At 74.0% G+C, this 23,547-nt stretch carries 18 protein-coding genes; 12 read left to right on the top strand and 6 right to left on the bottom strand.

Annotation, left to right across the window (positions count from 1 at the left end; translation table 11 throughout):
• Window positions 1-66 precede the first annotated feature (66 nt).
• The 3 genes from ACZ5NJ_RS23910 to ACZ5NJ_RS23900 all read left to right on the top strand — a co-directional run bounded on the left by ACZ5NJ_RS23910 (window position 67) and on the right by ACZ5NJ_RS23900 (window position 4,419).
• On the top strand, window positions 67-1,389 hold the full coding sequence (locus tag ACZ5NJ_RS23910; protein ID WP_468767214.1) for an MbnB/TglH/ChrH family RiPP precursor modification enzyme: 1,323 nt from the start codon (window positions 67-69) through the stop codon (window positions 1,387-1,389).
• Window positions 1,386-2,462 carry a TIGR04222 domain-containing membrane protein gene (locus tag ACZ5NJ_RS23905; protein WP_468767213.1) on the top strand — a complete coding sequence of 359 codons (1,077 nt, stop codon included), beginning with the start codon at window positions 1,386-1,388 and terminating at the stop codon, window positions 2,460-2,462. Before ACZ5NJ_RS23910 ends, ACZ5NJ_RS23905 begins: the two co-directional genes overlap by 4 nt.
• A gap of 160 nt (window positions 2,463-2,622) precedes the next feature.
• Entirely contained in the window at window positions 2,623-4,419 is a 1,797-nt protein-coding gene (locus ACZ5NJ_RS23900) for an alpha/beta hydrolase (RefSeq protein ID WP_468767212.1), read from the top strand.
• 116 nt (window positions 4,420-4,535) lie between these two features.
• Here ACZ5NJ_RS23900 and hemQ read toward each other — a convergent pair whose 3' ends face one another.
• Both hemQ and hemG read right to left on the bottom strand, forming a co-directional pair.
• Entirely contained in the window at window positions 4,536-5,249 is a 714-nt protein-coding gene (gene hemQ / locus ACZ5NJ_RS23895; protein ID WP_365158741.1) for a hydrogen peroxide-dependent heme synthase, read from the bottom strand.
• 23 nt (window positions 5,250-5,272) lie between these two features.
• Window positions 5,273-6,760 (bottom strand): protoporphyrinogen oxidase, encoded by a 1,488-nt coding sequence (hemG, locus tag ACZ5NJ_RS23890; RefSeq protein WP_468767211.1) that lies wholly within the window; start codon window positions 6,758-6,760, stop codon window positions 5,273-5,275.
• A 140-nt stretch (window positions 6,761-6,900) separates the two neighbouring features.
• Between hemG and ACZ5NJ_RS23885 the strand changes: the two genes are divergently transcribed.
• Together ACZ5NJ_RS23885 and ACZ5NJ_RS23880 are read left to right on the top strand one after the other, a co-directional pair.
• A complete protein-coding gene (locus ACZ5NJ_RS23885; protein WP_468767210.1) occupies window positions 6,901-7,884 on the top strand; it encodes a DUF4349 domain-containing protein in 984 nt (327 codons plus the stop codon).
• A 71-nt stretch (window positions 7,885-7,955) separates the two neighbouring features.
• A complete protein-coding gene (locus tag ACZ5NJ_RS23880; RefSeq protein ID WP_468767209.1) occupies window positions 7,956-9,338 on the top strand; it encodes an FAD-dependent oxidoreductase in 1,383 nt (460 codons plus the stop codon).
• A 146-nt stretch (window positions 9,339-9,484) separates the two neighbouring features.
• Here the strand turns inward: ACZ5NJ_RS23880 and hemE are convergent, their stop codons facing one another.
• Window positions 9,485-10,549 carry a uroporphyrinogen decarboxylase gene (gene hemE, locus ACZ5NJ_RS23875; RefSeq protein ID WP_468767208.1) on the bottom strand — a complete coding sequence of 355 codons (1,065 nt, stop codon included), beginning with the start codon at window positions 10,547-10,549 and terminating at the stop codon, window positions 9,485-9,487.
• A gap of 91 nt (window positions 10,550-10,640) precedes the next feature.
• Here hemE and ACZ5NJ_RS23870 point away from each other — a divergent pair, with 91 nt between their 5' ends.
• From ACZ5NJ_RS23870 to ACZ5NJ_RS23860, 3 genes are all read left to right on the top strand, one after another.
• Window positions 10,641-11,297: a DUF3000 domain-containing protein gene (locus tag ACZ5NJ_RS23870; RefSeq protein ID WP_468767207.1), complete on the top strand. Its 657-nt coding sequence runs from the start codon at window positions 10,641-10,643 to the stop codon at window positions 11,295-11,297.
• A 298-nt stretch (window positions 11,298-11,595) separates the two neighbouring features.
• Entirely contained in the window at window positions 11,596-12,258 is a 663-nt protein-coding gene (locus ACZ5NJ_RS23865) for a helix-turn-helix transcriptional regulator (RefSeq protein ID WP_007267191.1), read from the top strand.
• A 123-nt stretch (window positions 12,259-12,381) separates the two neighbouring features.
• On the top strand, window positions 12,382-13,665 hold the full coding sequence (locus ACZ5NJ_RS23860) for an HRDC domain-containing protein (RefSeq protein ID WP_468767206.1): 1,284 nt from the start codon (window positions 12,382-12,384) through the stop codon (window positions 13,663-13,665).
• Between the two features lie 171 nt (window positions 13,666-13,836).
• On the opposite strand, the gene ACZ5NJ_RS23855 is transcribed toward ACZ5NJ_RS23860, so the two are convergent.
• Window positions 13,837-14,916 carry an outer membrane protein assembly factor BamB family protein gene (locus ACZ5NJ_RS23855; RefSeq protein WP_468767205.1) on the bottom strand — a complete coding sequence of 360 codons (1,080 nt, stop codon included), beginning with the start codon at window positions 14,914-14,916 and terminating at the stop codon, window positions 13,837-13,839.
• Window positions 14,917-15,091: 175 nt separating this feature from the next.
• On the opposite strand from ACZ5NJ_RS23855, the gene ACZ5NJ_RS23850 reads away from it, so the two are divergent.
• On the top strand, window positions 15,092-16,318 hold the full coding sequence (locus ACZ5NJ_RS23850; protein ID WP_468767201.1) for a thiolase family protein: 1,227 nt from the start codon (window positions 15,092-15,094) through the stop codon (window positions 16,316-16,318).
• Complete coding sequence (locus ACZ5NJ_RS23845) at window positions 16,315-18,453, top strand: 3-hydroxyacyl-CoA dehydrogenase NAD-binding domain-containing protein (protein ID WP_468767200.1); 2,139 nt, start codon at window positions 16,315-16,317, stop codon at window positions 18,451-18,453. The genes ACZ5NJ_RS23850 and ACZ5NJ_RS23845 overlap by 4 nt, the downstream gene beginning before the upstream one ends.
• Window positions 18,454-18,515: 62 nt before the next feature.
• Here ACZ5NJ_RS23845 and ACZ5NJ_RS23840 read toward each other — a convergent pair whose 3' ends face one another.
• Together ACZ5NJ_RS23840 and ACZ5NJ_RS23835 are read right to left on the bottom strand one after the other, a co-directional pair.
• Window positions 18,516-20,255, bottom strand: a complete 1,740-nt coding sequence (locus tag ACZ5NJ_RS23840) for a polysialyltransferase family glycosyltransferase (RefSeq protein WP_468767199.1) — start codon at window positions 20,253-20,255, stop codon at window positions 18,516-18,518.
• Window positions 20,252-21,229 (bottom strand): glycosyltransferase family 2 protein, encoded by a 978-nt coding sequence (locus ACZ5NJ_RS23835; protein ID WP_468767197.1) that lies wholly within the window; start codon window positions 21,227-21,229, stop codon window positions 20,252-20,254. The genes ACZ5NJ_RS23840 and ACZ5NJ_RS23835 overlap by 4 nt, the downstream gene beginning before the upstream one ends.
• 249 nt (window positions 21,230-21,478) lie before the next feature.
• Between ACZ5NJ_RS23835 and ACZ5NJ_RS23830 the strand changes: the two genes are divergently transcribed.
• Entirely contained in the window at window positions 21,479-22,756 is a 1,278-nt protein-coding gene (locus ACZ5NJ_RS23830) for a DUF6716 putative glycosyltransferase (RefSeq protein ID WP_468767196.1), read from the top strand.
• Window positions 22,753-23,547 carry an acylneuraminate cytidylyltransferase family protein gene (locus ACZ5NJ_RS23825; protein WP_468767194.1) on the top strand — a complete coding sequence of 265 codons (795 nt, stop codon included), beginning with the start codon at window positions 22,753-22,755 and terminating at the stop codon, window positions 23,545-23,547. Before ACZ5NJ_RS23830 ends, ACZ5NJ_RS23825 begins: the two co-directional genes overlap by 4 nt.

The raw sequence follows: 23,547 nt of genomic DNA, 5'->3' as shown, positions 1-23,547 counted from the left end.
TGGTTGGCCCGTTCGCGTCCGGGCCATCACATCGGCACGGAGTCCTTGAGAGGGGGCGAGGGGGACATGAAGCCCATGGCACGCCTGGGGGTGGGCATCGGGTGGAGGCCGGAGATCGCCGGTGCGGTCGAGCGGCTGGAGGGGCTGGACTGGGTCGAGGTGGTGGCCGAGAACGTCTGCCCGGGCCACCTGCCCGCATCCCTGCTGCGGTTGCGGGAGCGGGGCGTACGGGTGGTGCCGCACGGGGTCTCGCTCGGCATCGGGGGCGCCGACCGGCCCGACGCGGGGAAGCTGGCCGCGCTCGGCGAGCGGGCCGTGGCGCTGGGGGCGCCCCTGGTCACCGAGCACATCGCCTTCGTACGGACCTCCTCGCCCGCGCTGGAGGCCGGGCACCTGCTGCCGGTGCCGCGGACCCGGGACGCCCTCGACGTGCTGTGCGAGAACGTGCGGATCGCCCAGGACGCCCTGCCGGTGCCGCTGGCGCTGGAGAACATCGCCGCGCTGGTGTCGTGGCCCGGGGAGGAGCTGACCGAGGGGCAGTTCCTGACCGAGCTCGTCGAACGGACCGGCGTACGGCTGCTGATCGACGTGGCGAACCTGCACACCAACCGGGTCAACCGGGGCGAGGACCCCGCCGCCGTGCTCGACGCGGTCCCGCTGGAGGCGCTGGCGTACGTGCACGTGGCCGGCGGGGTGGAGCGCGAGGGCGTGTGGCACGACACCCACGCCCACCCGGTGCCGCCCGTGGTGCTCGACGTGCTGGCGCGGCTGCGCGAGCGGGTGGACCCCCCGGGGGTGCTGCTGGAGCGGGACGACGACTTCCCCGAGGGGGAGGAGCTGGCCGGGGAACTGGAGCGGATCCGCACGGTGGTGGCGGCCGGGGGCGAGCCGGCGGTACGGGAGGCCTTGGTCGTACGGGAGGCCGTGGACGTGCGGGAGCCCGTGGACGTGCGGGAGGGTGCCGCCGGGATCGCCGGCGAGGCCGCGCGCACGCGGGTGGGGCTCGCCCAGGCCGCGCTGCTGTCGGCGCTGGTCGCCGGGACGCCGGTGCCCGAGGGGTTCGACCGGCGGCGGGTGGGCGTCCAGGCCCGGGCGCTGGCCGCCAAGCGGGCCTCCGTGGTGGCGAAGGTCGCGCCCGAACTGCCCGGGATCCTGGGCGGTCCGGAGCCCTACCGGACGGCGTTCCTGGCGTACGCGCGGCGCCGGCCCATGACGGGCGGGTACCGGCGCGACGCGCTGGACTTCGCGGAGCACCTGCTGATCCGGGACCTGCCGGACGACCCGGCCGCGCGCCGCCGGCTCACCGCCTGGTGGCGGGAGCGGGCCGGGGCCCGGCCGTCCCGGGGGATCGTGCGCTGGGCGCGTGCGCTGATGGGGTGGGGACGATGAACGTACTGGCCGTGGTGGTGTGGGCCGCCGTCGTCTCGTCGAGCCTCGGGCTGCTGCTCGGGCTGCGGCGGGGGCGGCGGTCCGGGACGCCGGAGGTGCACGACCTGTCCGAGGCCGCGTTCCTGGCGGGCGGGCCCGGGACGGTCGTGGACGCCGCGCTCGTCGCGCTGCTCGGCGACGGCCGGCTGGTGGCGGGCGGCCCGGGCATCGTCCACGAGGGGCGGCGGGCGAGCGGTGCGGACCCCGCCGAACGGGCCGTGCTCGCGGCCCTGCGGGCGGCCCCGTCCGGGTGGCTCTACCAGGTGCGGTACGCCGCCATGCTGGACCCGGCCGTGCAGGAGACCGGGGACGCCCTGGCCGCGCGCGGGATGATCGCCGCGCCCGGCGCGGGGCGGGGCCTGCGGCGGTGGGCGCTGGTGCAGACGGTGGTGTGCGCGGTGCTGGTACCGGTGTCGCTGCCGGTGACGTTCGTGGCCATGGCGCTGACGCGGGAGTCGCAGGTGCCGTTCGTGCTCAAGGTGCTGCCGGTGTTGGCGGGCGGCATCGTGGTCGGCGCGGTCTGCGCCCGGCGGGCCCGGGGCCGGGTGACCGCGGCCGGGCGGGCGGCGCTGGCGCGGGCCCGGGTCCGGTACGCCGCCGACCAGACCCCGGCCGTGCGGACGGCGCTGTTCGGGCTGCGGGGGCTGCGGGATCCGGGGCTGCGGGCGCAGCTTGTGCCTGCGGCGCGCGGCACCCGGCTGGCCGCGGCGCAGGCCCGGGGGCGGGCGGGCGGCGGGCGGACCACGCGCTCCTCGCACTCCTCGCACTCCTGCGGTTCCTCCGACTCCTCGTCCGCCGAGCTGGTGCCCGTGCTGTGGTGCGCGTCCGGCGACAGCGGCGGCTCCTCCGGGGGCTGCGGCGGCGGGTCCGGCTGCGGCGGTTCCGGTTCCAGCTGTTCGGGTGGGTCGAGCTGCGGCGGGTCCTCCAGCTGTTCGAGTGGTTCGAGCTGTTCAGGGGGATCGAGCGGGTCCAGCTGTTCCAGCGGTTCGAGTTGCAGCAGTTCGTCCGGTTCCAGCTGCTCCAGCAGTACCTGACCTGCCCGAACGCCGCGGAGGCGGCGCCGGGCGATTCCGCCACTCGGTGCCCCGTTGTGGCGCCAACCGGGCGTACCGGGTCCGACACCCGGTGCCGGACCTGTACAGCGGCGACCCGTCGGCATCTCATCGGACAGGACGATGAAACGAAGGGGTCGCCATGCGGACGACGCTCGCGCGCTACGGAGCCGCCTCGGCGGTCCTCTGCCTCACCCTGTGCGCCCCCGCCGCCCCGGCCCGCGCGAGCGGTCCCGGTCCGGCGGCCGACCGGGTCGCCGCCGAGGACGCCGGGGCCGAACTGGTCGCCCGCCGCGCCGCCGCGGCCGCCGCCCTGCGGCCGGTCACCGGTGCGGCCGGGACCCCGGCGCAGGGCACCAGCCCGGGGCAAGGCACCCGCCCGGGACAGGGCACCCGCCCCACCCAGGGGGGCCGGCCCGTGACGCGTCCCATGCCCCGGCCCGCCGCCGTGGAGGGCGTACGGGCGCTGGAGTTCCTGCCGTGCCCCGCCGCCGAGGAGCTGCCGGAGCCCGTGCGGTGCGCCACCCTGCGGGTCCCGCTCGACTACGCCCGCCCCGACGGACCGCAGCTCTCCCTCACGGTCAGCCGGATCCCCGCCTCCGGCCTCGGGGGCGCCGTCCGGCAGGGTGCGCTGGTGTTCAACCCCGGCGGGCCGGGGGCCTCCGGGACGTACTTCCCGCTCCTCGCCGACCGCCCCGCCTGGGCCCGCGTCGCCGCCGCCTACGACCTGGTCGGCTACGCCCCGCGCGGAGTGGACCCCTCCGCCCCGCTGACCTGCCAGGACCCCGCCGAACGGCCGCAGGGGCCCACCCAGGTGCCGGCCGAGCCCTCCGCCGCGTACAAGCGGGAGCGGCGGGCGGCCGCGCGGGCCTACGCCGAGGGCTGCGCGCGGCACGCCGGCGCCGCCCTCGCGCACTACACGACCCTGAACAACGCCCGCGACCTCGACGTGCTGCGCGCCGCCCTCGGCGAGCGCCGGCTGACCTTCTTCGGGGCCTCGTACGGCACCTACCTCGGCGCGGTGTACGCCACCCGCCACCCGGACCGGGTGCGCCGCATGGTGTTCGACTCGGCGGTGGACCCGGACCCGCGCCGGATCTGGTACCTCGGCAACCTCGGCCAGGCCGCGGCCTTCGAGCGCCGCTGGGCCGACTTCCGCGCCTGGGCTGCCCGTCACGACGACGCGTACGGGCTGGGCGCCACCGCGCGGGCGGTACAGGAGAGTTACGAGCGGGTCCGCGCGGCCGTGGCCCGCACCCCCGCCGGCGGCCTCGTCGGTACGGGCGAACTCCAGGCGGCCTACCTCCAGGCGGCGTACTACGACGACGTGTGGCCGGAGCGGGCCGGGGCCCTCGCCGCGTACCTGCGCGGGGACCCGGACCCGCTGGTGCGCCAGGCGGCCCGCGATCCGCGGCTGGCGCCGCAGGCGGCCAACGCGACGGCCGTCTACACGGCGGTGCTGTGCAACGACGCGCCCTGGCCCGCCGACTGGGAGACCTGGGACCGCGACAACAGCGGACTGGCCCGCCGCGCCCCCTTCGAGACCTGGGCCAACGCCTTCCTCAACCTGCCGTGCGCGCAGTGGCCGGTGCGCGAGCGGCAGCGGCCCGTGGAGGTCGGGGCGTTCCCGGCCGGGCGGCTCCCCGGCACCCTGGTCGTGGCGGCGGAGCGGGACGGCGCGACGCCCTACCGGGGCGCGCTGGAGCTGCAACGGCGGCTCGGCGCCGGGTCCGCGCTGGTGACGGAGCGGGCGGCGGGCAGCCACGGGGTGGCCGGCGGACGCAACGCGTGCGTGGACCGGCATGTGGAGCGGTACCTGCTGACGGGAGCCACCCCGGGGTGGCGCGTGAGCTGTGCGCCGCATCCGGAGCCCGCACCGGTGACACTGGACGAGGGTGCAGCCAGCGCTCCCAGGGCGCTGCTGCCGCCGCTCGTCTGAACTTCCGGGCGGGATCTCCGGCTGCGTCGTTTCGGGGGCATGGCCTCCCGATCCACCGGAGGCCGCTCCTCGGCGAGAGCGCGGTCGTCCTCCGGTCCTTCCCCCCAGGGGAGGTATCAGGCGAGCCCGGCCACCAGATCGGCGACGGACTTGCGGCGCCCGGTGTAGAAGGGCACCTCTTCACGGACGTGCATCCGGGCCTCGGAGGCACGCAGGTGACGCATGAGGTCGACGATGCGGTAGAGCTCGTCGGCCTCGAAGGCCAGCAGCCACTCGTAGTCGCCCAGGGAGAAGGAGGCGACGGTGTTGGCGCGCACGTCCGGGTAGCCGCGGGCCATCTTGCCGTGGTCGGCGAGCATGCGGCGGCGGTCCTCGTCGGGCAGCAGGTACCAGTCGTACGAGCGCACGAACGGGTAGACGCTGACGTAGTCGCGGGCGACCTCGTCGGCCAGGAAGGCCGGGATGTGCGACTTGTTGAACTCGGCGGGGCGGTGCAGCGCCATGTTCGACCACACCGGCTCCAGCGCGCGGCCCAGTCGGGTGCGGCGGAACAGGTTGTAGGCGGTCTGCAGCTCGTCCGAGGTCTCGGCGTGCCACCAGATCATGATGTCCGCGTCGGCGCGCAGGCCGGAGACGTCGTAGGTGCCGCGGACGGTGATGTCCTTGGCGGCGAGCTGGTCGAACAGCTCCTGGACCTCGTCGGCGTAGCCGCTGCGGTCCTCCGGCAGGACGTCCTTCAGCTTGAAGACGGACCACAGGGTGTAGCGGATGACCTCGTTGAGGTCCTTCGCCTTCTTCCCCGCGTTGGGAATCTTCTCTGGTGCAGTCATGTGTCCATTGTCCCGTGTGCTGATCAGTGCTCGGTGCCAGGGGTGGCCATGGAGGCGGTGACCGCCTCGACGGCCTTCGCGGCGCTGGCGATGCAGGCCGGGATACCGACCCCGTCGTAGAGGGCGCCGCAGACCGCGAGGCCGGGCAGTGCGGCCACGGCGGCGCGGACCCGGGCGGCACGGGCGAGGTGGCCGACGGGGTACTGGGGCAGTCCGCCGTCCCAGCGGGTGACGGTGGAGGCCACCGGCCGGGCGGTGAGCCCGACGGCCTCGCGGAGGTCGGCCAGGGAGACGTCCACGAGCTCGGAGTCGTCGCGCTTCAGGTCGCCCTCGTCGCCGTGGCGGCCGACGGAGGTGCGCAGCGGGAGGAGCTCCGGATCGGCGCCGGACCAGGCCCACTTGTTGCCGGAGAAGGTGGACGCCTTGATCGTGCGGCCGTCGACGGGCGGGACGAGGAATCCGCTGGCGGTGCCGTCGGCGATGGCCGGGGGCAGGTCGGCGCGGCGGAAGGCCATCGTGACCAGGGCCATGGAGGCGTACTCCACCTCGCGCAGCCCGGCGGCGGCCGTGGGGGCGAGGGCGTCGAGCAGCCGGGCGGCCGGGGCCGCCGGGGTGGCGAGGACCACGCCGTCGGCGTCGAGGGCTTCGCCGTCGGTGGTGATCCGCCAGCCCTGGGGCGTGCGGGCCAGGCCGCGCGCCGGGGTGCCGGTCAGGATGCGGGCCCCGGCGGCCCGGCAGGCGTCGGCGACGGCGAGCGGGAGCCGGCCGATGCCGCCGGCGATCCCGGCGAAGAAGGCCCCCGTCGCGGCCGCGCCGGTGACGGTGGTCCGCTCGGCGGCCGCGCGGGCGGCGGCCCCCTGCTGGAGGGCCCGGACCGCTTCGGTCAGCGTGGGGTGGGTGCGGACGGCGTCGAACAGGGCGGGGACGGCGGCGCGCATCGAGATGCGGTAGGCGTCGCCGGCGTAGACCCCGCCGAGCAGCGGTTCGACGAGCCGGTCCACGACCTCGCGGCCCATCCGGGCGGCGACGTACTCACCGACGGCGACGTCCTCGCCGACCTCGGTGGGCGGCAGCGCGGTGTCGGCGGCGATGCGGGCGAGGCCCTCGGCGGACAGCACGCCGGAGGCGGCGAGGGCGGCCGGGTCGCCGGGGACGCCCATGACGTGGCCGCGGGGCATGTCGCGCAGGGCTCCGCGGGTCCAGAGCCGGGCGGTGGCGGTCGCCGGGGGCTGGAGGTCGTCGCCGAGGCCGACGGCCCGGGCGAGGTCCAGGGCCTCGGGGCGGCGGGCGAGGACGGACTCGGCGCCGAGGTCGACGGGGAGGCCGGCGAGCTCGCCGGCGTGCAGTTTGCCGCCGAGGCGCGGGCCGGCCTCCAGGAGGGTGACGCGGACGCCGTCGGCGAGGAGCCGGTGGGCGGCCGCGAGGCCCGCGATGCCGCCGCCGATGACGACGACATGACGGGACGGCCCCGGCCGGCCCGTCCCGTTCGTACGCGTGTCCGCTTCGTGCATGGCTCCATCGTCTCAGACCGCCCGGCGAGGCCCGAACGTGACCGCATCGGAACCGGGTCGGGATCCGGAGGGCGAAACCCGGCGCGGCCGCGCGTACGTCGAAACGGTGACATCTGCCGAACCCCCGGGGGGACTTGACGATGCACACGCTCAGCGGACAGCACCGCGCGGCGGCCGCCCTGGCCGGCCTGGCCCTGGCCGGAGGCCTCGCGCTCACCGGCTGCAGCGCCGACGGCGGGAGGACCGCCTCCGACGGTGCGGCCGCGGCCGCCCCCCGGGAGGCCGCGCAGGGCAAACCGGGGGCCGGGGCCGCCGCTCCCCCGGCGGCGGACGCCAAGGGCCAGGCGCAGGTTCCCGTCCGGCCGAACGTCATCCGTACGGGGAAGCTGGGGATCGAGACGGCCGAGCCGCAGAAGGCCATCGCCGCGGCCCGGACGGCGGCCGAGGGCGCGGGCGGCTACGTGGGCGCCGAGACCACCGACCGCGGTGGCGACGGGCGGATCACCTCCACGCTGACCCTGCGGGTGCCCGGGGACCGGTTCGACACGGTGATCGCCTCCCTGGAGGGCGGCGGGAAGCTGCTGAGCCGGAAGGTGGAGGCGCAGGACGTCACCGAGAAGGTCGCCGACGTCGACAGCCGGGTGAAGTCGCAGCAGGCCAGCGTGGCGCGGGTGCGGGAGATGATGGAGAAGGCCTCCGCGCTCGGTGACGTGGTCATGCTGGAGAGCGAGCTGAGCCGGCGCCAGTCCGACCTGGAGTCCCTGCTGGCCCAGCAGAACGCGCTGAAGGACCAGACCTCGATGGGCACGATCACGCTGTCGGTCTCGCAGCCCGCTCCGGCCCCGGTCGAGAAGGAGAAGAAGAAGGACGAGGGGCCGGGCCTGGGCGATGCCCTGGCCGGCGGCTGGGAGCTGTTCGTGCGCCTCGTCGGCTGGCTGGGGCTCGCGGTCGCGGCGGTGCTGCCCTTCGCCGTCACCGCCGCCCTGGTGGCCGTTGGTTTCAGGGCCTGGCGCAGGTTCCGTCCGGCGCAGCCGAAGACGGGGCTGCGGCGGACCCCGGTGCCCCGCCAGTCCCCCGCGCCGGTCCCGGCCCCGGCGCCGGGAGCGGGGGACGGCGAGGACTGACGGGCCGTCCGGCCGTACCGTGTCCCCGGTAGCGGAGGCGACGGCGCACGGCGCGGAGGGCGGGCAGGACGATGGCGGCGGAACGACTGGTGGTGGTCGGCGGCGACGCGGCGGGGATGTCCGCCGCGTCGCAGGCGCGGCGGCTCAAGGGCGCGGCGGAGCTGGAGATCGTCGCGTTCGAGCGGGGGCACTTCACCTCGTACTCGGCGTGCGGCATCCCGTACTGGATCGGCGGCCAGGTCGCCGGGCGGGACGACCTGGTCGCCCGCACCCCCGAGGAGCACCGCGCCCGGGGCATCGACCTGCGCACCCGCACCGAGGTGCTGGAGCTGGACCTGCCGGGCCGCCGGGTGCGCGCCCGGGACCTGGACAGCGGCGCGGAGTCCTGGACGGAGTGGGACAAGCTGGTCCTGGCGACCGGCGCCCGCCCGGTCCGGCCGAAGCTGCCGGGGATCGGCGCGCACGGGGTGCACGGGGTGCAGACCCTGGACGACGGCCAGCGCCTGATGGACTCCCTGGAGCGTACGGAGGGCCGCCGGGCGGTCGTGGTCGGCGCGGGCTACATCGGCGTGGAGATGGCCGAGGCCCTGGTCCACCGGGGGTACGAGGTCACCGTCCTGCACCGGGGCCCGCAGCCGATGGCCACGCTGGACCCGGACATGGGCGGCCTGGTGCACGGCGCGATGAACGCCATGGGCATCGTGACGGTCTCCGGCGCCGAGGTGGTGAAGATCCTGGCCGACGAGGAGGGCCGGGCCCGCGCGGTGGCCACGGCCTCGGGCGAGGAGTACCCGGCGGACGTGGTGGTGCTCGGCATCGGCGTGGAGCCCCGTACGGCCCTGGCCCGCGAGGCGGGGCTTCCGCTCGGGGAGTCCGGGGGCCTGCTGACGGACCTGTCGATGCGGGTCCGGGGCCAGGAGGACGTCTGGGCGGGCGGCGACTGCGTGGAGGTGCTGGACCTGGTCGCGGGCCGCACCCGGCACATTCCGCTCGGCACGCACGCCAACAAGCACGGCCAGGTGATCGGCTCGAACGCGGGCGGCGGCTACGCGACGTTCCCGGGCGTGGTCGGCACGGCCGTCAGCAAGGTCTGCGACCTGGAGATCGCCCGGACGGGGCTGCGCGAGAAGGACGCCCTGGCGGCGGGGCTGCGCTTCGTGACGGCCACGATCCGCTCGACGAACACCGCCGGGTACTACCCGGGGGCGGCGGAGATGACGGTCAAGATGCTGGCGGAGCGGCGCACGGGGCGGCTGCTGGGGGTCCAGATCGTCGGGGGCGCCGGGTCCGCGAAGCGGGTGGACGTGGCGGCGGTGGCCCTGACGGCCGGGATGACGGTGGAACAGGTCGTCTCCCTGGACCTGGGCTACGCCCCGCCGTTCTCTCCCGTATGGGACCCGGTGCTGGTCGCGGCCCGCAAGGCGGTCTCCGCGGTGCGCTCGGCGGGGGTGTAGCCCTGCGGGGCGGTCCCCTACCCGCCCTTCCTCCGTTCCTTGGGGCTCCGCCCCAAACCCCGCGCCTCAAACGCCGGCGGGGCTGGATCTTCCAGCCTCGCCGGCGTGGGGAGCAACGCCGCGGGCGCAGTCCCCGCCCCCGACGGCTAGCGCTGCGTACGGGTGTGGACGTAGTCCACCAGGCGGGTCAGGGCGTCGGGGTCCGTCGTCGGGAGGACGCCGTGGCCGAGGTTGAAGACGTGGCCCTCCAGGCCCGCCGCCGCGGCCAGGACCTCGTCCGTCTTGGTCTCGACGGCCTCCGTCGTGGAGAAGAGGACGGCCGGGTCCAGGTTGCCCTGGAGCGCCTTGCCGGGGCCCACCCGGCGGGCGGCCTCGTCCAGCGCGACCCGGTAGTCGACGCCCACGACGTCCGCGCCGGCCTCGCCCATCAGGCCGAGCAGCTCGCCGGTGCCCACGCCGAAGTGGATGCGCGGGACCCCGTAGGAGGCGACGGACTCCAGGACCTTCGCAGACGCCGGCATCACCGAGCGGCGGTAGTCCGCCGGGGACAGCGCGCCGACCCAGGAGTCGAAGAGCTGGACCGCGGAGGCGCCGGCCTCGATCTGGACCTTCAGGAAGGCGGAGGTGATCTCCGCGAGGCGGTCGAGGAGGGCCGACCACAGCTCCGGGTCCCCGTACATCAGGGCCTTGGTGTGCTCGTGGTTCTTGGACGGGCCGCCCTCGACGAGGTAGCTCGCGAGGGTGAAAGGCGCGCCGGCGAAACCGATCAACGGCGTGCCGCCGAGTTCACCCGTGAGCATGCCGATCGCCTCGGTGACGTACGCGACGTCCTCCGGGGTGAGGTCGCGCAGCTGTGCGAGGTCCTCGCGGCGGCGGATGGGCTGGGCGACGACCGGGCCGATGCCCGGCTTGATGTCGAGGTCGACGCCGATGGCCTTGAGCGGCACGACGATGTCGGAGAAGAAGATCGCCGCGTCCACGCCGTGCCGGCGCACCGGCTGCAGGGTGATCTCGGTGACCAGGTCGGGGCGCATGCAGGACTCCAGCATGGCCGTGCCCTCGCGGACCTTGCGGTACTCGGGCAGTGAGCGGCCGGCCTGCCGCATGAACCACACGGGCGTGTGGGGCACCGGCTCGCGCCGGCAGGCCTTCAGGAAGGCGGAATCGTACGTCTGACTCGGCTGGCCCTGCGGGCTGGTAGTGGCGCTCACGCGGCAAATCTTCGCACGTATGAAGAAGTGCCCGACCCGGGGCGGGTGTCCCTGCGCCGCACGGGCGCCCGTTCCGCCTAGTCTTCCCGGCATGGCTGCGGCTCAGGGACGATTTTCAGATGGCGCTGACGGCGTGGACGGCGCGAAGGAGAGCTCGGTCCCGCTCCCGTTCCGACGGGCGGTCGACGGCTTGCGGAAGGCGCGGCTGCGGCCCGGGATCGAGATCGACCCGACGAAGCCGCCCCAGCGTCTGGCCCCGTACGCGTACGCGCTGGAGGCGGCGGTCGTGGACGGGGAGGACGACCTGGCCGACGGCCGGCTGATCCTGCTGCACGACCCGGCGGGGCACGACGCCTGGCAGGGCACCTTCCGGCTGGTGACGCTGGTACGGGCGGAGCTGGAGCCGGAGATGGCCGCGGACCCGCTGCTGCCGGAGGTGTGCTGGTCCTGGCTGACCGGGGCGCTGGAGGCGCGCGGGCTGGCGTACGGGGAGCCGAGCGGGACCGTGACGATGGCGAGCTCGCACTACTTCGGCGGGCTCGGCGAGCGGCGTCCGGCGACGCAGATCGAGATCAGGGCCTCGTGGACGCCCCGGGAGGGGGTGGGCGGGGTGCCGGACACCTCCGCGCACCTGGCGGCCTGGTGCGAGCTGCTGTGCCAGATCGCGGGGCTGCCTCCGCTGGGGCCGGCGGAGGGGGCTCCGGGCGTGGTGTCCCTGCCACAGCGGCGCGGTCCGCACCACCCGTAGCGTGCGGCCCCGCGGGGCCGTCCGGAGGGGGGCGGGGGCGGCCGGACGGGGGGTCCCGGCGGCGGGCGCGATCGTTCGCGGTCGTAACGGAGCGTCAAAGCCGTGCGGTGATGGTGGGCTTCTGATCATCCCTTGATCGATCGTGCGTCCGAATTGCCCGAATTGTTACTCACCAAATCGTGATCATTCCCTAAAGCCGGGCGGGTGACGTGCCGAAGGAGTCAGTGACCATCCGCACGGTGCGCACCGGCTTTCTTCCCCGAGCCGGCCCGTCCCGCCACTCCCCCAGGAGGCCTAGGTGTCCGTTCTTCTCGAGCAGCCCGCAAGCCTGGTCGCCTACCGCCCGAACAAGCCGACGGCCATGGTCGTCGTGGCCGACCCGCGCGTCCGCTCCACCGTCACCCGCCATCTGTGGGCCCTCGGGGTCCGCGACGTGATCGAGGCGTCGTCCATCGCGGAGGCCCGCCCCCGCGTCGGCAGCCCTCGCGACATCTGCGTGGCCGACGTCCACCTGCCCGACGGCTCCGGTCTCACCCTGCTCTCCGAGACCCGTGCCGCCGGCTGGCCGAACGGCCTGGCCCTGTCCGCCGCCGATGACATCGGAGCCGTGCGCAACGCCCTCGCGGGCGGTGTGAAGGGCTACGTGGTCACCGGCACCCGGACCAACATCGGGCTCCCCACCCGGCCCGGCGCCGCCCCCATCGGTGCCGCCGCCGCCCGTATGCACCGCCGCCCCCCGGGTGCCCCGAGCCACCCGGGCGGCTACCGCGAACTGTCCGGCCGCGAGGTCGAGGTCCTGCGCCTCGTCGCGGAGGGACAGTCCAACAAGGCCATCGGCGTCTCGATGGGCCTGTCCGCCCTGACCGTCAAGTCCCACCTCGCCCGCATCGCCCGCAAGCTCGGCACGGGCGACCGTGCCGGGATGGTCGCCGTCGCGCTGCGGACGGGGATCATCCACTGACCCGTCCCCGAGCCCGCGGGCCGGCGGCCGGCGCACCCCGCCGGGGCCCGCACCCTCCCCCTCGCGCCCGTCGCCGGAACGTTCCGGCGACGGGCGCGTCACATACACGGATACCCTTGACCGGTGACCGACGCCCAAGAGACCGCAGCACACCTGCGCACCACCACCGGGGGCGGCCCCCCGGACGAAGAGGTTTCGTCCGATGGGCTGCCGATTCCCCTGCTGGAACCCCGCGAGGGCATCCCGCCCGTCGTGGCCGACGCCGAGGCGCTCGCCGCGGTGGTCGCGGCCTTCGCCGCGGGCACCGGCCCCGTGGCCGTGGACGCCGAACGCGCCTCCGGGTACCGCTACGGGCAGCGCGCCTATCTGGTCCAGCTGCGCCGCGAGGGCGCGGGTTCCGCGCTGATCGACCCGGTCGGCTGCCCGGACCTGTCCGCCCTGGGCGAGGCCCTGTCCGGCACGGAGTGGATCCTGCACGCCGCGACCCAGGACCTGCCCTGCCTGCGCGAAATAGGCATGGCCCCCACCACCCTGTTCGACACGGAGCTCGCGGGCCGGCTGGCCGGTTTCCCCCGGGTCGGACTCGGGGCGATGGTCGAAAGCGTGCTCGGCTACCAGCTGGAGAAGGGGCACTCCGCCGTCGACTGGTCCACCCGCCCGCTGCCCGAGCCCTGGCTGCGCTACGCCGCGCTGGACGTGGAGCTGCTGGTGGACCTGCGGGACGCGCTGGAGAAGGAACTGGACCGGCAGGGCAAGCTGGAGTGGGCCCGCCAGGAGTTCGACGCCATCGCCTCCGCCCCGCCCGCCCCGCCGCGCAAGGACCCGTGGCGCCGCACCTCCGGCATGCACAAGGTGCGCCGCCGGCGGCAGATGGCCGTGGTGCGGGAGCTGTGGGAGGCCCGCGACCGGATCGCGCAGCGCCGTGACGTGTCCCCCGGCAAGGTGCTGGGTGACGCGGCGATCGTCGAGGCGGCCCTGGCCGTCCCGGCGAACGTGCACGCGCTGTCGGCCCTGCCGGGGTACGGGCAGCGGATGGGGCGGCGCCAGCTGGACCAGTGGATGGCCGCCGTGGACCGGGCGAAGGCCCTGCCCGAGAGCGAACTCCCGCAGCCCGGGGCGGCCCCGTCGGGCCCGCCGCCGCCGCGTTCCTGGGCGGACAAGGACCCCGTCGCCGCGGCCCGGCTGTCCGCCGCCCGTGCGGCGGTGTCGGAGCTGGCCGAGGGGCTGAGCCTGCCCCAGGAGAACCTGATCACCCCGGACACGGTGCGCCGCCTCTGCTGGGAGCCGCCGCGGAACGCCGACGCGGACGCGGTGGCCGAGGCCCTGACGGGCTACGGCGCCCGCCCGTGGCAGGTCGAACAGGTGACCCCGGTCCTGGTCGCGGCCCTGCGGTCGGCCGCCTCCTGACCCGCACCCCCTCCGAGAGCCCCCGTCCCGCCCACGCGGACAGGGGCTCTCGCCGTTACCGGGCACGGCGCCGGCGCCGCCCCGAACCCGGGTTCCGTGCGCCGCCCGCGCCGGAGCGCTGCCGGCCGCCCCGCGGGCGGCGACGGGACGTCGGCCACGGGGCGTCGCCCGTCAGTCGCCCCGGGCCACCGCGGTGTTCCCCGGCACGTCGAGGGACACGAGCGTGCCCTTGGTGAGGGCGAAGGCGTGCACGGCGGGGCCCTCCGGCCCGGCCTCGCCCGCCGGGAAGCCGGGCAGCAGACCGGAGACGTGCTGCCCGAGCACCACGCACCGCGTCACCTCCCCGGCCGGGTCGAGGTGGAAGAGGGTGCCCTGGGCCCCCGCCACCAGGAAGCCGTCCGCGACCGGGACCACCCCGTCGGCCATGCGCCGGCCCGTTCCCACGCGCCGCAGCAGCGTCCCGTCGGCCGGGTCCAGCACGGCGAACCCCCTCGGCTCGCGCAGCCACAGCAGCCCCCCGGCCCCGGTCACCGGCCCGGCGGCGGCCCGGTCCGCTCCGGGCGCCCGGAGCGTGCGCACCTCCGCGTCCGCCGCGCACGCGTCGGCACGGGACCCGAAGCGGAGCTCGGCCAGAAGCCCGCCCTCGCACCGGAGCAGCACGCGCCCCGCGCCCGCCCGCGAGAACACCGCCCGGTCGTCCCCGTACGGCACCGCCCCCGGCAACCGCACGCGCTCCACCGGCGACCCGTCGTCGAGCCGGATCCGGCGGACCTCCGTCCCGCCCGGCCCGCCCAGCAGGGCCGTACCGTCGCCGAGGCCGAGCGGCCGGACGGTGTGGACGCGTCCGTCTGTGCGCCAGGACGGGCGCCCGGTGGCGGCGTCGAAGGCCTGGAGCGGGGTGTAGCCGCGCCAGCCTCCGACGAGCACCGTGTCCCCGGCCACCACCACGTGCCCGGTGTAAGGGGGCAGGGGCGCGCTCCAGAGCTCCGCGCCGGACCGCAGGTCGCGGCAGGTGAGCGCGTCCACGTCCTGCGCGATCCCGAAGCAGCGGCCGCCGGCGGCCACCACCGCCCGGGGCCACCGCCCGAACGGCCGGTCCCACCGGACCGAGCCGTCCTCACGGTCCAGGCAGACCAGCCTGCTGCGGCGCTCGTGGACGGCGACCGCGTCCTCGCCCACCGCCACGGTCCTCGGATTTCCCCTCTGGTGCAGGGGCCTCTCCCACCTCAAGTACGCACTCACGGGCACCATCATCCGCACGGTGCGCACGGCCGTCCCCACGGCGGTGCGGTGTGACCTTCGCCGCTCCCGCCCCCGGGGGTGTCCACACGGGTTACCCGCAAGTAGCATGGGCCGGGTGAGCGCCCGCTCAGTGAGCCGGCGTCCACGCGCAGCAGTGCCATCCCGCACCTGGAGGAGAGCCAACGTGCCTCGTACCGTCAGGGACGTCGTCTTCGTCGACGGCGTCCGCACCCCGTTCGGCAAGGCGGGCCCGAAGGGCATTTACCACGAGACCCGCGCCGACGACCTCGTCGTGAAGGCGATCCGGGAGCTGCTGCGCCGCAACCCGGACCTGGACCCCAAGAAGATCGACGAGGTCGCCATCGCCGCGACCACGCAGATCGGCGACCAGGGCCTGACGCTGGGCCGCACGGCCGGCATCCTCGCGGGCCTCCCGCAGTCCGTCCCGGGCTACTCCATCGACCGCATGTGCGCCGGCGCGCTGACCGCCGTGACCGCCGTCGCGGGCGGTGTGGCCTTCGGTGCGTACGACGTCGCCCTCGCCGGCGGTGTCGAGCACATGGGCCGCCACCCCATGGGCGAGGGCGTCGACCCGAACCCGCGCTTCGTCTCCGAGAAGCTGGTCGACGAGTCCGCCCTGTTCATGGGCATGACCGCCGAGAACCTGCACGACCGGTACCCGACGATCACCAAGCTCCGCGCCGACGAGTACGCCGTGCGCTCGCAGGAGAAGGCCGCCAAGGCGTACGCCGACGGCAAGATCCAGCAGGACCTGGTCCCGATCTCGGTGCGCAACACCAACGCGGAGGTCGGCGAGACGGGCTGGGGCCTGGTCACCTCCGACGAGCCGATGCGCCCGGGCACCACGCTGGAGAACCTGGCCGGCCTGAAGACCCCGTTCCGTACGCACGGCCGGGTCACCGCGGGCAACGCCGCCGGTCTCAACGACGGCGCCACCGCCGCGATCATCGCGTCCGAGGACTTCGCCCGCGAGAACAACCTCCCGGTCAAGATGCGCCTCGTCTCGTACTCCTTCGCGGGTGTCGAGCCGGAGGTCATGGGCTACGGCCCGATCCCGGCCACCGAGAAGGCCCTGGCCCAGGCCGGTCTGACGATCGACGACATCGGTCTCTTCGAGATCAACGAGGCCTTCGCCGTGCAGGTGCTGGCCTTCCTGGAGCACTACGGCATCGCCGACGACGACGCCCGCGTGAACCAGTACGGCGGCGCGATCGCCTTCGGCCACCCGCTGGCCTCCTCCGGCGTTCGCCTGATGACGCAGCTGGCCCGCCAGTTCGAGGAGCAGCCGCACGTCCGCTACGGCCTGACCACGATGTGCGTCGGCTTCGGCATGGGCGCCACGGTCATCTGGGAGAACCCGAACTTCGACGCCGAGGGAGACTCCAAGTGAGCACCACCGCCGAGCTCCTGAAGGGCGCAGCCGAGCTGTTCCCGGACGAGGTCGTCACGTCCGCGCACGTCCGTCACCTGGACCTGCCGTTCGGCGCCGGGCGCTTCGCGCTCATCACGCTGGACAACGGCTTCGACCACACCAAGCCGACCACCTTCGGCCCGCAGTCGCTGGCCAACCTGAACGCGGCGATCGACCAGGTCGAGCAGGAGGCCCTCGCGGGCTCCCTCGTCGGCGTGGGCATCACCGGCAAGCCGTTCATCTTCGCCGTCGGCGCCGACCTCAAGGGCGTCGAACTGCTGAAGAAGCACGACGAGGCGCTCGCCATCGGCAAGGGCGGCCACGACGTCTTCAAGCGCCTGGCCGCGCTGGCCGTCCCCACCTTCGCCTACTACAACGGCGCGGCGATGGGCGGCGGTGTCGAGGTCGGCCTGCACTGCTCGTACCGCACCGTCTCGAAGGCCATCCCGGCCTTCTCGCTGCCCGAGGTCTTCCTCGGTCTGGTTCCGGGCTGGGGCGGCTGCGCCATCCTCCCGAACCTGATCGGCGCGGAGCGCGCGGTCTCGGTCATCATCGAGAACTCGCTCAACCAGAACCGCCAGCTGAAGGGCAAGCAGGTCTTCGAGCTCGGGATCGCCGACGCGATCTTCGAGGGCGCGGACTTCCTGGAGCAGTCCCTGATCTGGACCGCGAAGGTCCTGAAGGGCGAGACCGAGGTCGTACGGGCCGAGGTCGACCGCGGCGAGGCCTGGGACGCGGCCGTCGCCAAGGGCCGCGCCCTCGCGGACTCCAAGGTGCACGGCGCCGCTCCGGCCGCCTACCGCGCGCTGGACATCATCGCCGCGGCCAAGGACGGCGACCTCCAGGCCGGCTTCGACGCCGAGGACAAGGCCCTGGCCGACCTCATCATGGGCGGCGAGCTGCGCTCGGGCATCTACGCCTTCAACCTGGTCCAGAAGCGCGGCAAGCGCCCGGCCGGTGCCCCGGACAAGTCCCTGGCCCGTCCGGTCACCAAGGTCGGCGTGGTCGGCGCGGGCCTGATGGCCTCGCAGCTGGCGCTGCTGTTCCTGCGCCGCCTGGAGGTGCCGGTGGTCCTCACCGACATCGACCAGGAGCGCGTGGACAAGGGCGTGGGCTACGTCCACGCCGAGATCCAGAAGCTGCTCGGCAAGGGCCGCATCAACCAGGACAAGGCCAACCGCCTGACCGCCCTGGTGAGCGGTGTCCTGGACAAGGCCGAGGGCTTCGCGGACGCGGACTTCATCATCGAGGCCGTGTTCGAGGAGATGTCCGTCAAGCAGAAGGTGTTCGCGGAGGTCGAGGCGGTCGCCCCGGCGCACGCGATCCTCGCCACCAACACCTCCTCGCTGTCGGTGTCGGAGATGGCCTCCAAGCTTCAGCACCCGGAGCGCGTGGTCGGCTTCCACTTCTTCAACCCGGTCGCGATCCTCCCGCTGCTGGAGATCGTCCGCGGTGAGCAGACGGACGACGCCTCGCTGGCCACGGCCTTCGGTGTCGCCAAGAAGCTGAAGAAGACCGCGGTCCTGACGAAGGACGCCCCGGCGTTCGTCGTGAACCGCATCCTGACCCGCTTCATGGGCGAGATCCAGAACGTCATCGACGAGGGCACCCCGGTCGCCACCGCCGAGAAGGCCATCGAGCCGCTCGGCCTGCCGATGTCGCCGCTGGTGCTGCTGGAACTCGTCGGCCCGGCGATCGGCCTGCACGTGTCCGAGACGCTGAACCGTTCCTTCCCGGAGCGCTTCACCGTGTCGCCGAACCTCAAGCGCGTGGTCGAGGCCGGCAAGCGCGGCTTCTACGTCTACTCCGCCGAGAACGGTTTCAAGCCGGAGCTGGACCCCGAGGTCGCCGCCCTCCTGGTGCAGGGCGACTCCGTCCTGACGGAGGAGCAGGTCCGCGACCGCGTCCTGGACGCGGTGGCGCAGGAGATCGGCCTGATGCTGGAGGAGGGTGTCGTGGCCGAGGCCCAGGACATCGACCTCTGCCTCATCACCGGTGCGGGCTGGCCCTTCCACCTGGGCGGCATCACCCCGTACCTGGACCGTGAGGGCGTCTCGGAGCGGGTGAACGGCAAGAAGTTCCTCGCCCCGGGTGTCGCGAGCGTCCCGGCGTAACGCACCCGACACGTGAGAAGGGCCCCGTCCGCAGCCGCTGCGGACGGGGCCCTTCCCGTGGTTCACCTGCGGCCGAGCCGGCCGTTCTTGACCAGGCGCTGGGCTGCCGGCGAGGCCGGGTTGATGGTCAGCGCCTGCCGGCCGGCCCGGCGGCGCAGGTCGTCGCCGTGCCGGCCGAGTCTGGCCGCGGTCTCGGCGATCCGCAGCCAGACCAGGGCCCGGCCGCTGTCCGCGGAGATCTCGATGGCCCGCTCGATGCGCCGTCTCGCCTGCTCGGTCTCCTTGCGGCGGATGTGGGCCTGGGCCATGCCGATGAGCAGGTCGAGGTTCTCGTGCTCGGTGAGCAGCCGGGCGCCGACCTCCAGGACGCCGCGGTCGTCCTTGGCCTCCACCAGCGAGGCGAACCCGCTCATCGTGATGTCGGTGAAGGGCACCTCGTCCGGCTCGCTGCGCTCCCCGGTGCTGCGCAGGGTCCAGCCGAGGCCGCGGCGCCACTTCCAGGTGCGCGGACCGGGGAGTTCCAGGCGGGTGCGGGTGCGCTCGTTGAAGTGCATGGCGAGCTCGGGGCGGCCCTCCCACTGGTCGACGGCGGCGGCGATGTACTCCTGCGCGACCGGGCGCAGGAACGCGTACCGCTTGGGCTGCATGCAGTAGCCGACGGCCTGGACGTACGGGGTGACCTCGGTGCGGATGTGCTCGACGTCCAGGATCCGGTCGGCGGGGGCGGCCGTCGGCACGTCCAGGTCGGGGACCAGGGCGTGCGTGAGGGTGGCGGGGATGCGGTTGCTGTTGGCGTAGGGCCGCATGCGCCGGACGACCTCCAGCGCGCCGATCTGGGCGACGGGGATCCCGTACAGGGCTCGGGCGGTGAACAGGCCGGTGGAGAAGCAGCCGATGACCTGGCGGGGGCGCAGGTAGGCGAAGACGGTCTCGGCGAGGACGGGGACGTCCAGGACGAGGAAGGGGACGCCCGCCTCGCGGGCGGCTTCGGCGAGGGTGTCGGAGAGGCTGGAGGGGGCGCTGGGGTGGGGTTTGAAGACGACGGAGGTGTGGCCGAGCCGTACCGCGTGGTCGAACATCCGCCGGTGCAGGTCCTCCTCTTCCTCCTCGGTGAGGATGCCGAGGGGGGAGAGGTACTGGCCGAGGAGGAGCGCGGTCTGGGGGCCGCGTTCGGCGAGCTGCGGCGGGATCACCCGGTCGAGGATCGGGCGGCACTCCTCGGTGAGCTCCGCCATCAGCTTGAGGACGGCGCCGGTGTGCACGGGCTGCGAGGGGATCCCGTACTCGGTGAGGAGCATGGGCAGCAGGGTGGGGATCAGGTCGAGGTAGAGGACCTGTTCGATCCGGCCGTGGAGGGGGCGGGGCAGGTCGTTGCGGGTGGGTCCGTAGCTCATGACCCCGTCGGCGTACACGGCGAGGGTGGCGTCGGAGAAGATCTTGCAGAGGGTCTGGGCGGGTTTGACCTGGATGGACTCGACGACGAGTTCCAGGGGGCCGGGCCGGATCCCCATCTTCTCCCCCATGACGGTGCGCCAGAGGGGGGCGTCCTCGTCGCGGGGGGCCCACAGCGCGGGGTGGAAGGGGTAGATGAGGTCGTTCCAGTAGACGACGCGGTGGAAGCGGGCGAGGACGGCGGCGGCGCCCGGCATGTGGTGCAGGGGGGTGGCGACTTCGGGGATGTCGACGTTGTTGCAGACGAGCAGGACGCGCTCGCGGTCGTCCCGGCCGAGCTGTCCGGCGTCGATGGCGGCGGCCACCGTCATGGCGCCGTAGAGGGTGGAGGCGGCGAATATCCGGGTCATCGGGCGGCGGCACCCGGGTGCTGGGACATCAGTGCTCTGAGCTTGTTCACGCGTGCGGCGTCCATTCCTGCCAGGGTCCCCTCCAGGATGTCCTGGGGTAGGTCGAAGAGGGTCCGCGCGCTGCGTTCCCGCAGGAGCTCCCGGGTGAGTTCCTCGTAGTCGCCGGCGCGGTCCAGGTGAATGACGATGAGGGCGCACAGCGTTCGCATGGCCTTGAACGAGAGTTCATATCCGCGCGGGTGGTGGCCCAGCTCGTCGAAAATCATCCGGAAGGCGGGCAGGAAGTCCAGTTGCCGTTCGTCCGGGACCTTGGTGAGTGAAGTGGACACATCACGGCGGTAGAAGACTCCGTGCAGGTCGACCACTCCGAAGGAACGCATCCGCAGGTGCAGCTTGTAGAACCAGGGCCGGTCCTCGGCGGTGCGCAGGGACTCGTCGAAGAACAGCGCGTCGGCCTGGCGCAGCCGTTCCCTGTCGTAGATGCCGGCCCAGGACTGCGGGTAGTCCATGAAGGTGGAGGCGTCGACCGGGCCGACGTAGTCCGCGGGATTCAGCGGAAGGGCCCGGGGGGCGAGCGGAGCGTCCACCACCTTCCGCTTGCGGCCGTACACCCGGACGTGGCCGGTGCGCAGGAAGTCGACGCCGGACTGGCTCATCCAGCCGACCAGTTGCGCGAGATATCCGGGCGCGTACCAGTCGTCCCCGTCGAGGAAGGTGAAAAAGCGCCCGCGGGCGGCGGCCAGGCCCGTGTTGCGGGTCGCCGAAATGCCCATGTTCCGCTCATTGCGGATGAGTACGGCACCGGGAATCCGGGGCACCATCTCCCGCAGGATCTCGGATGTGCCGTCGACGGACGCGTCGTCCACCACGATGAACTCGAAGTCCTCCCGGGCATTGAGGGCCAGGGACTTCAAAGCCGTCCGACAGAAGTCGCGCACGTCACACATCGCGACGATTACCGAAAGGGTCACCATCGGCCGGCACCCACCTTCTCCCCATTCACCGACACGCCCGCCATCATGTCAGAGCCTCCCGGAGAACCCGAACGGCGCTTGGGGTGTGACGTACAACTCCCCCGGCGGTCGAGGCCTATTCGTGACACATAAGGCCCAGGTGAGGATGTAAGGTCTAACGGGCCGCGCGGCCATCCCGCCCGTGTCCGTGCCCGCCTGCGGCCCTGCCGACGGCAGTTCGGGCTTCGCCGACCGACCGGGAATCCACCAGTGCGCATCCACGTGCTCGCAGACTCCGACACCCGCTGGAAATGGGGTGCGGGGCTGGCGGTGGGCCTGGCGCCGGGCAGCGAGGTCCACGCCCACATGCTGCGCGGCCGGAGCACGCCCACCGCGCGCCAGCTGGCGGAGGTCGGCATCACCCCGTCCTCCATCACCGAGTCCACCCTCGCCGAGTTCGCGGCGGCCCCCGCGCTCGACAGCGCGGACGTGATCATCCTGGGCACGGTCGGCGGCGCCACCCACGCCGCCCTGCACGCCCTGGCCCGCCGCTTCGCCGGCGCCCCGTACCGGCCGGTCCTGATGACCGGCTACGTCGGCGTGGTCTACGAGAAGATGGCCGACGGCCTCCTGCTGCGCGCGGGCGCCGATATCGTCCTCGCCAACAGCCCTTTCGACCGGCGCCGTTTCACCGAGGTGTACGCACCCCTGGGAATTCCCGCCTCCAGCATCGTCCAGACGGCACTTCCCTTTCTCGACCAGCGGCCCTACGACCCGTCCCGGACATTCGCCGAACACCCCTATACGGTGTGCTTCGCCGTCCAGCCGTCGGTACCCGCGGACCGCAGCGGCCGCCTTTACCTGCTGCGCCGCGCGATATCCCACGCCCGGCTGCGCCCGGGACGCGACGTCCTGGTCAAACTCCGCAGCAAGCCGGGTGAGGCGACCACCCATGTGGAGGCGTTCCACTACCAGGTCCTGGCCGAGCAATTGGACGAACCCCTGCCGCCCAACCTGCATTTCGTGTACGGCAACATGTCGCAGACCCTCGACCGCACCGATCTCCTCGTGACCGTCAGTTCCACGGCCGCTCTCGAATCGATGCACCGCGGAATGCCGACCGCCATCCTGAGCGATCTCGGCGTCCGGGAGATCCACGGGAACCACTACTTCACCGGCTCCGGCTGCGTCACCGACTGGACGGCCATAGACGAGGGCGCCGCCCCGATCGCCGACGAGTCCTGGACCGTCGACCAGGGAATCCGCTCGGCCGACCCGTTCGGTGAACTCCGCGGCCGGATCGCCGCGTTGCGCGGCCGCCCGCTGCCGCCGATCTCCCCGTACTACACGGCCGAGAGCGCGCCCGAATACGTCGGAACGCTGCTGCGCCGCCGGGGCCTGGATCCGGACGGCTCCCCCGGGGCCGGAGCCGTCGCGGCCCGCTCCCGCGGCCCGATGAAGCGGACCTCGCGCCGCGTGCTCAAGATCGCCTACCAGTTCGGGGTCCAGCGCGTGGCCCCGAAGATCCAGCAGTGGGGCGGCGTATGAGCCCCCGCACCCCCTCACCCTCCCAGGAGAGCAGCCCCGTGAACGTCACCGCCGTCATCCCCGCCCGGGGCGGGTCCAAGGGCATCCCCGGCAAGAACGTGGCCGAGGTCGGCGGGGTACCGCTGGTGGCCCGCGCGGTACGGGCCTGCCTGGGCGCCGCCCACGTGACCCGGGTCGCGGTCTCCACCGACGACGCGGCCATCGCCCGCGCCGCCCGGGAGGCCGGCGCCGAGGTGGTGGACCGCCCGGCCGAGCTGGGCTCCGACCGGGCCTCCAGCGAATCGGCGCTGCTGCACGCGCTGGACGTGCTGGAGGAACGTCACGCCGAGCCCGTGGACGTCCTCGTCTTCGTCCAGTGCACCAGCCCCTTCCTCACCTCCGAGGAGGTGGACGAGGCCGTGTCGGCCGTCGTCCGCGACGGAGCCGACTCCGCCTTCACCGCCGTGCCCTTCCACGGGTTCCTGTGGACCGCCGACCCCGGCCACGGGCCCGGCCACCGGGCGCGGGGCGTCAACCACGACAGCGCGGTCCGGCTGCGCCGCCAGGACCGTACGCCGGAATACCTGGAGTCGGGCGCCGTCTACGCGATGCGCGCCGAGGGCTTCCGCCGCAGCGGGCACCGCTTCTTCGGCCGCACCCAGCTCGTCCCCACGGCCCCCGAGCGGGCCATCGAGCTCGACGAACCCGGCGACCTCGACCGGGCCCGGGCCCTGGCCCCCCTCCTGGACCCCCCGAAGACTTCGGCGACCCCGTCGCCGCAATCCCAGCAGTACCCCGGAAAGGAACTCTGA

The organism is Streptomyces sp. NPDC032091 (genome assembly GCF_055580265.1).
The sequence above is the reverse complement of the archived record's forward strand: the minus strand, read 5'-3'. Positions and strand labels throughout refer to the sequence as shown.

Excerpts from the sequence above, each read along its gene's own strand:
- ACZ5NJ_RS23885 (WP_468767210.1), top strand. The coding sequence starts at position 6,901 with ATGCACACGCTCAGCGGACAGCACCGCGCGGCGGCCGCCCTGGCCGGC.
- ACZ5NJ_RS23825 (WP_468767194.1), top strand. The coding sequence starts at position 22,753 with ATGAGCCCCCGCACCCCCTCACCCTCCCAGGAGAGCAGCCCCGTGAAC.
- hemQ (WP_365158741.1), bottom strand. The coding sequence starts at position 5,249 with ATGACTGCACCAGAGAAGATTCCCAACGCGGGGAAGAAGGCGAAGGAC.
- ACZ5NJ_RS23855 (WP_468767205.1), bottom strand. The coding sequence starts at position 14,916 with ATGGTGCCCGTGAGTGCGTACTTGAGGTGGGAGAGGCCCCTGCACCAG.
- ACZ5NJ_RS23910 (WP_468767214.1), top strand. The coding sequence starts at position 67 with ATGAAGCCCATGGCACGCCTGGGGGTGGGCATCGGGTGGAGGCCGGAG.
- ACZ5NJ_RS23870 (WP_468767207.1), top strand. The coding sequence starts at position 10,641 with ATGGCTGCGGCTCAGGGACGATTTTCAGATGGCGCTGACGGCGTGGAC.
- ACZ5NJ_RS23880 (WP_468767209.1), top strand. The coding sequence starts at position 7,956 with ATGGCGGCGGAACGACTGGTGGTGGTCGGCGGCGACGCGGCGGGGATG.
- ACZ5NJ_RS23905 (WP_468767213.1), top strand. The coding sequence starts at position 1,386 with ATGAACGTACTGGCCGTGGTGGTGTGGGCCGCCGTCGTCTCGTCGAGC.
- ACZ5NJ_RS23835 (WP_468767197.1), bottom strand. The coding sequence starts at position 21,229 with ATGGTGACCCTTTCGGTAATCGTCGCGATGTGTGACGTGCGCGACTTC.
- hemG (WP_468767211.1), bottom strand. The coding sequence starts at position 6,760 with ATGCACGAAGCGGACACGCGTACGAACGGGACGGGCCGGCCGGGGCCG.
- ACZ5NJ_RS23840 (WP_468767199.1), bottom strand. The coding sequence starts at position 20,255 with ATGACCCGGATATTCGCCGCCTCCACCCTCTACGGCGCCATGACGGTG.
- ACZ5NJ_RS23900 (WP_468767212.1), top strand. The coding sequence starts at position 2,623 with ATGCGGACGACGCTCGCGCGCTACGGAGCCGCCTCGGCGGTCCTCTGC.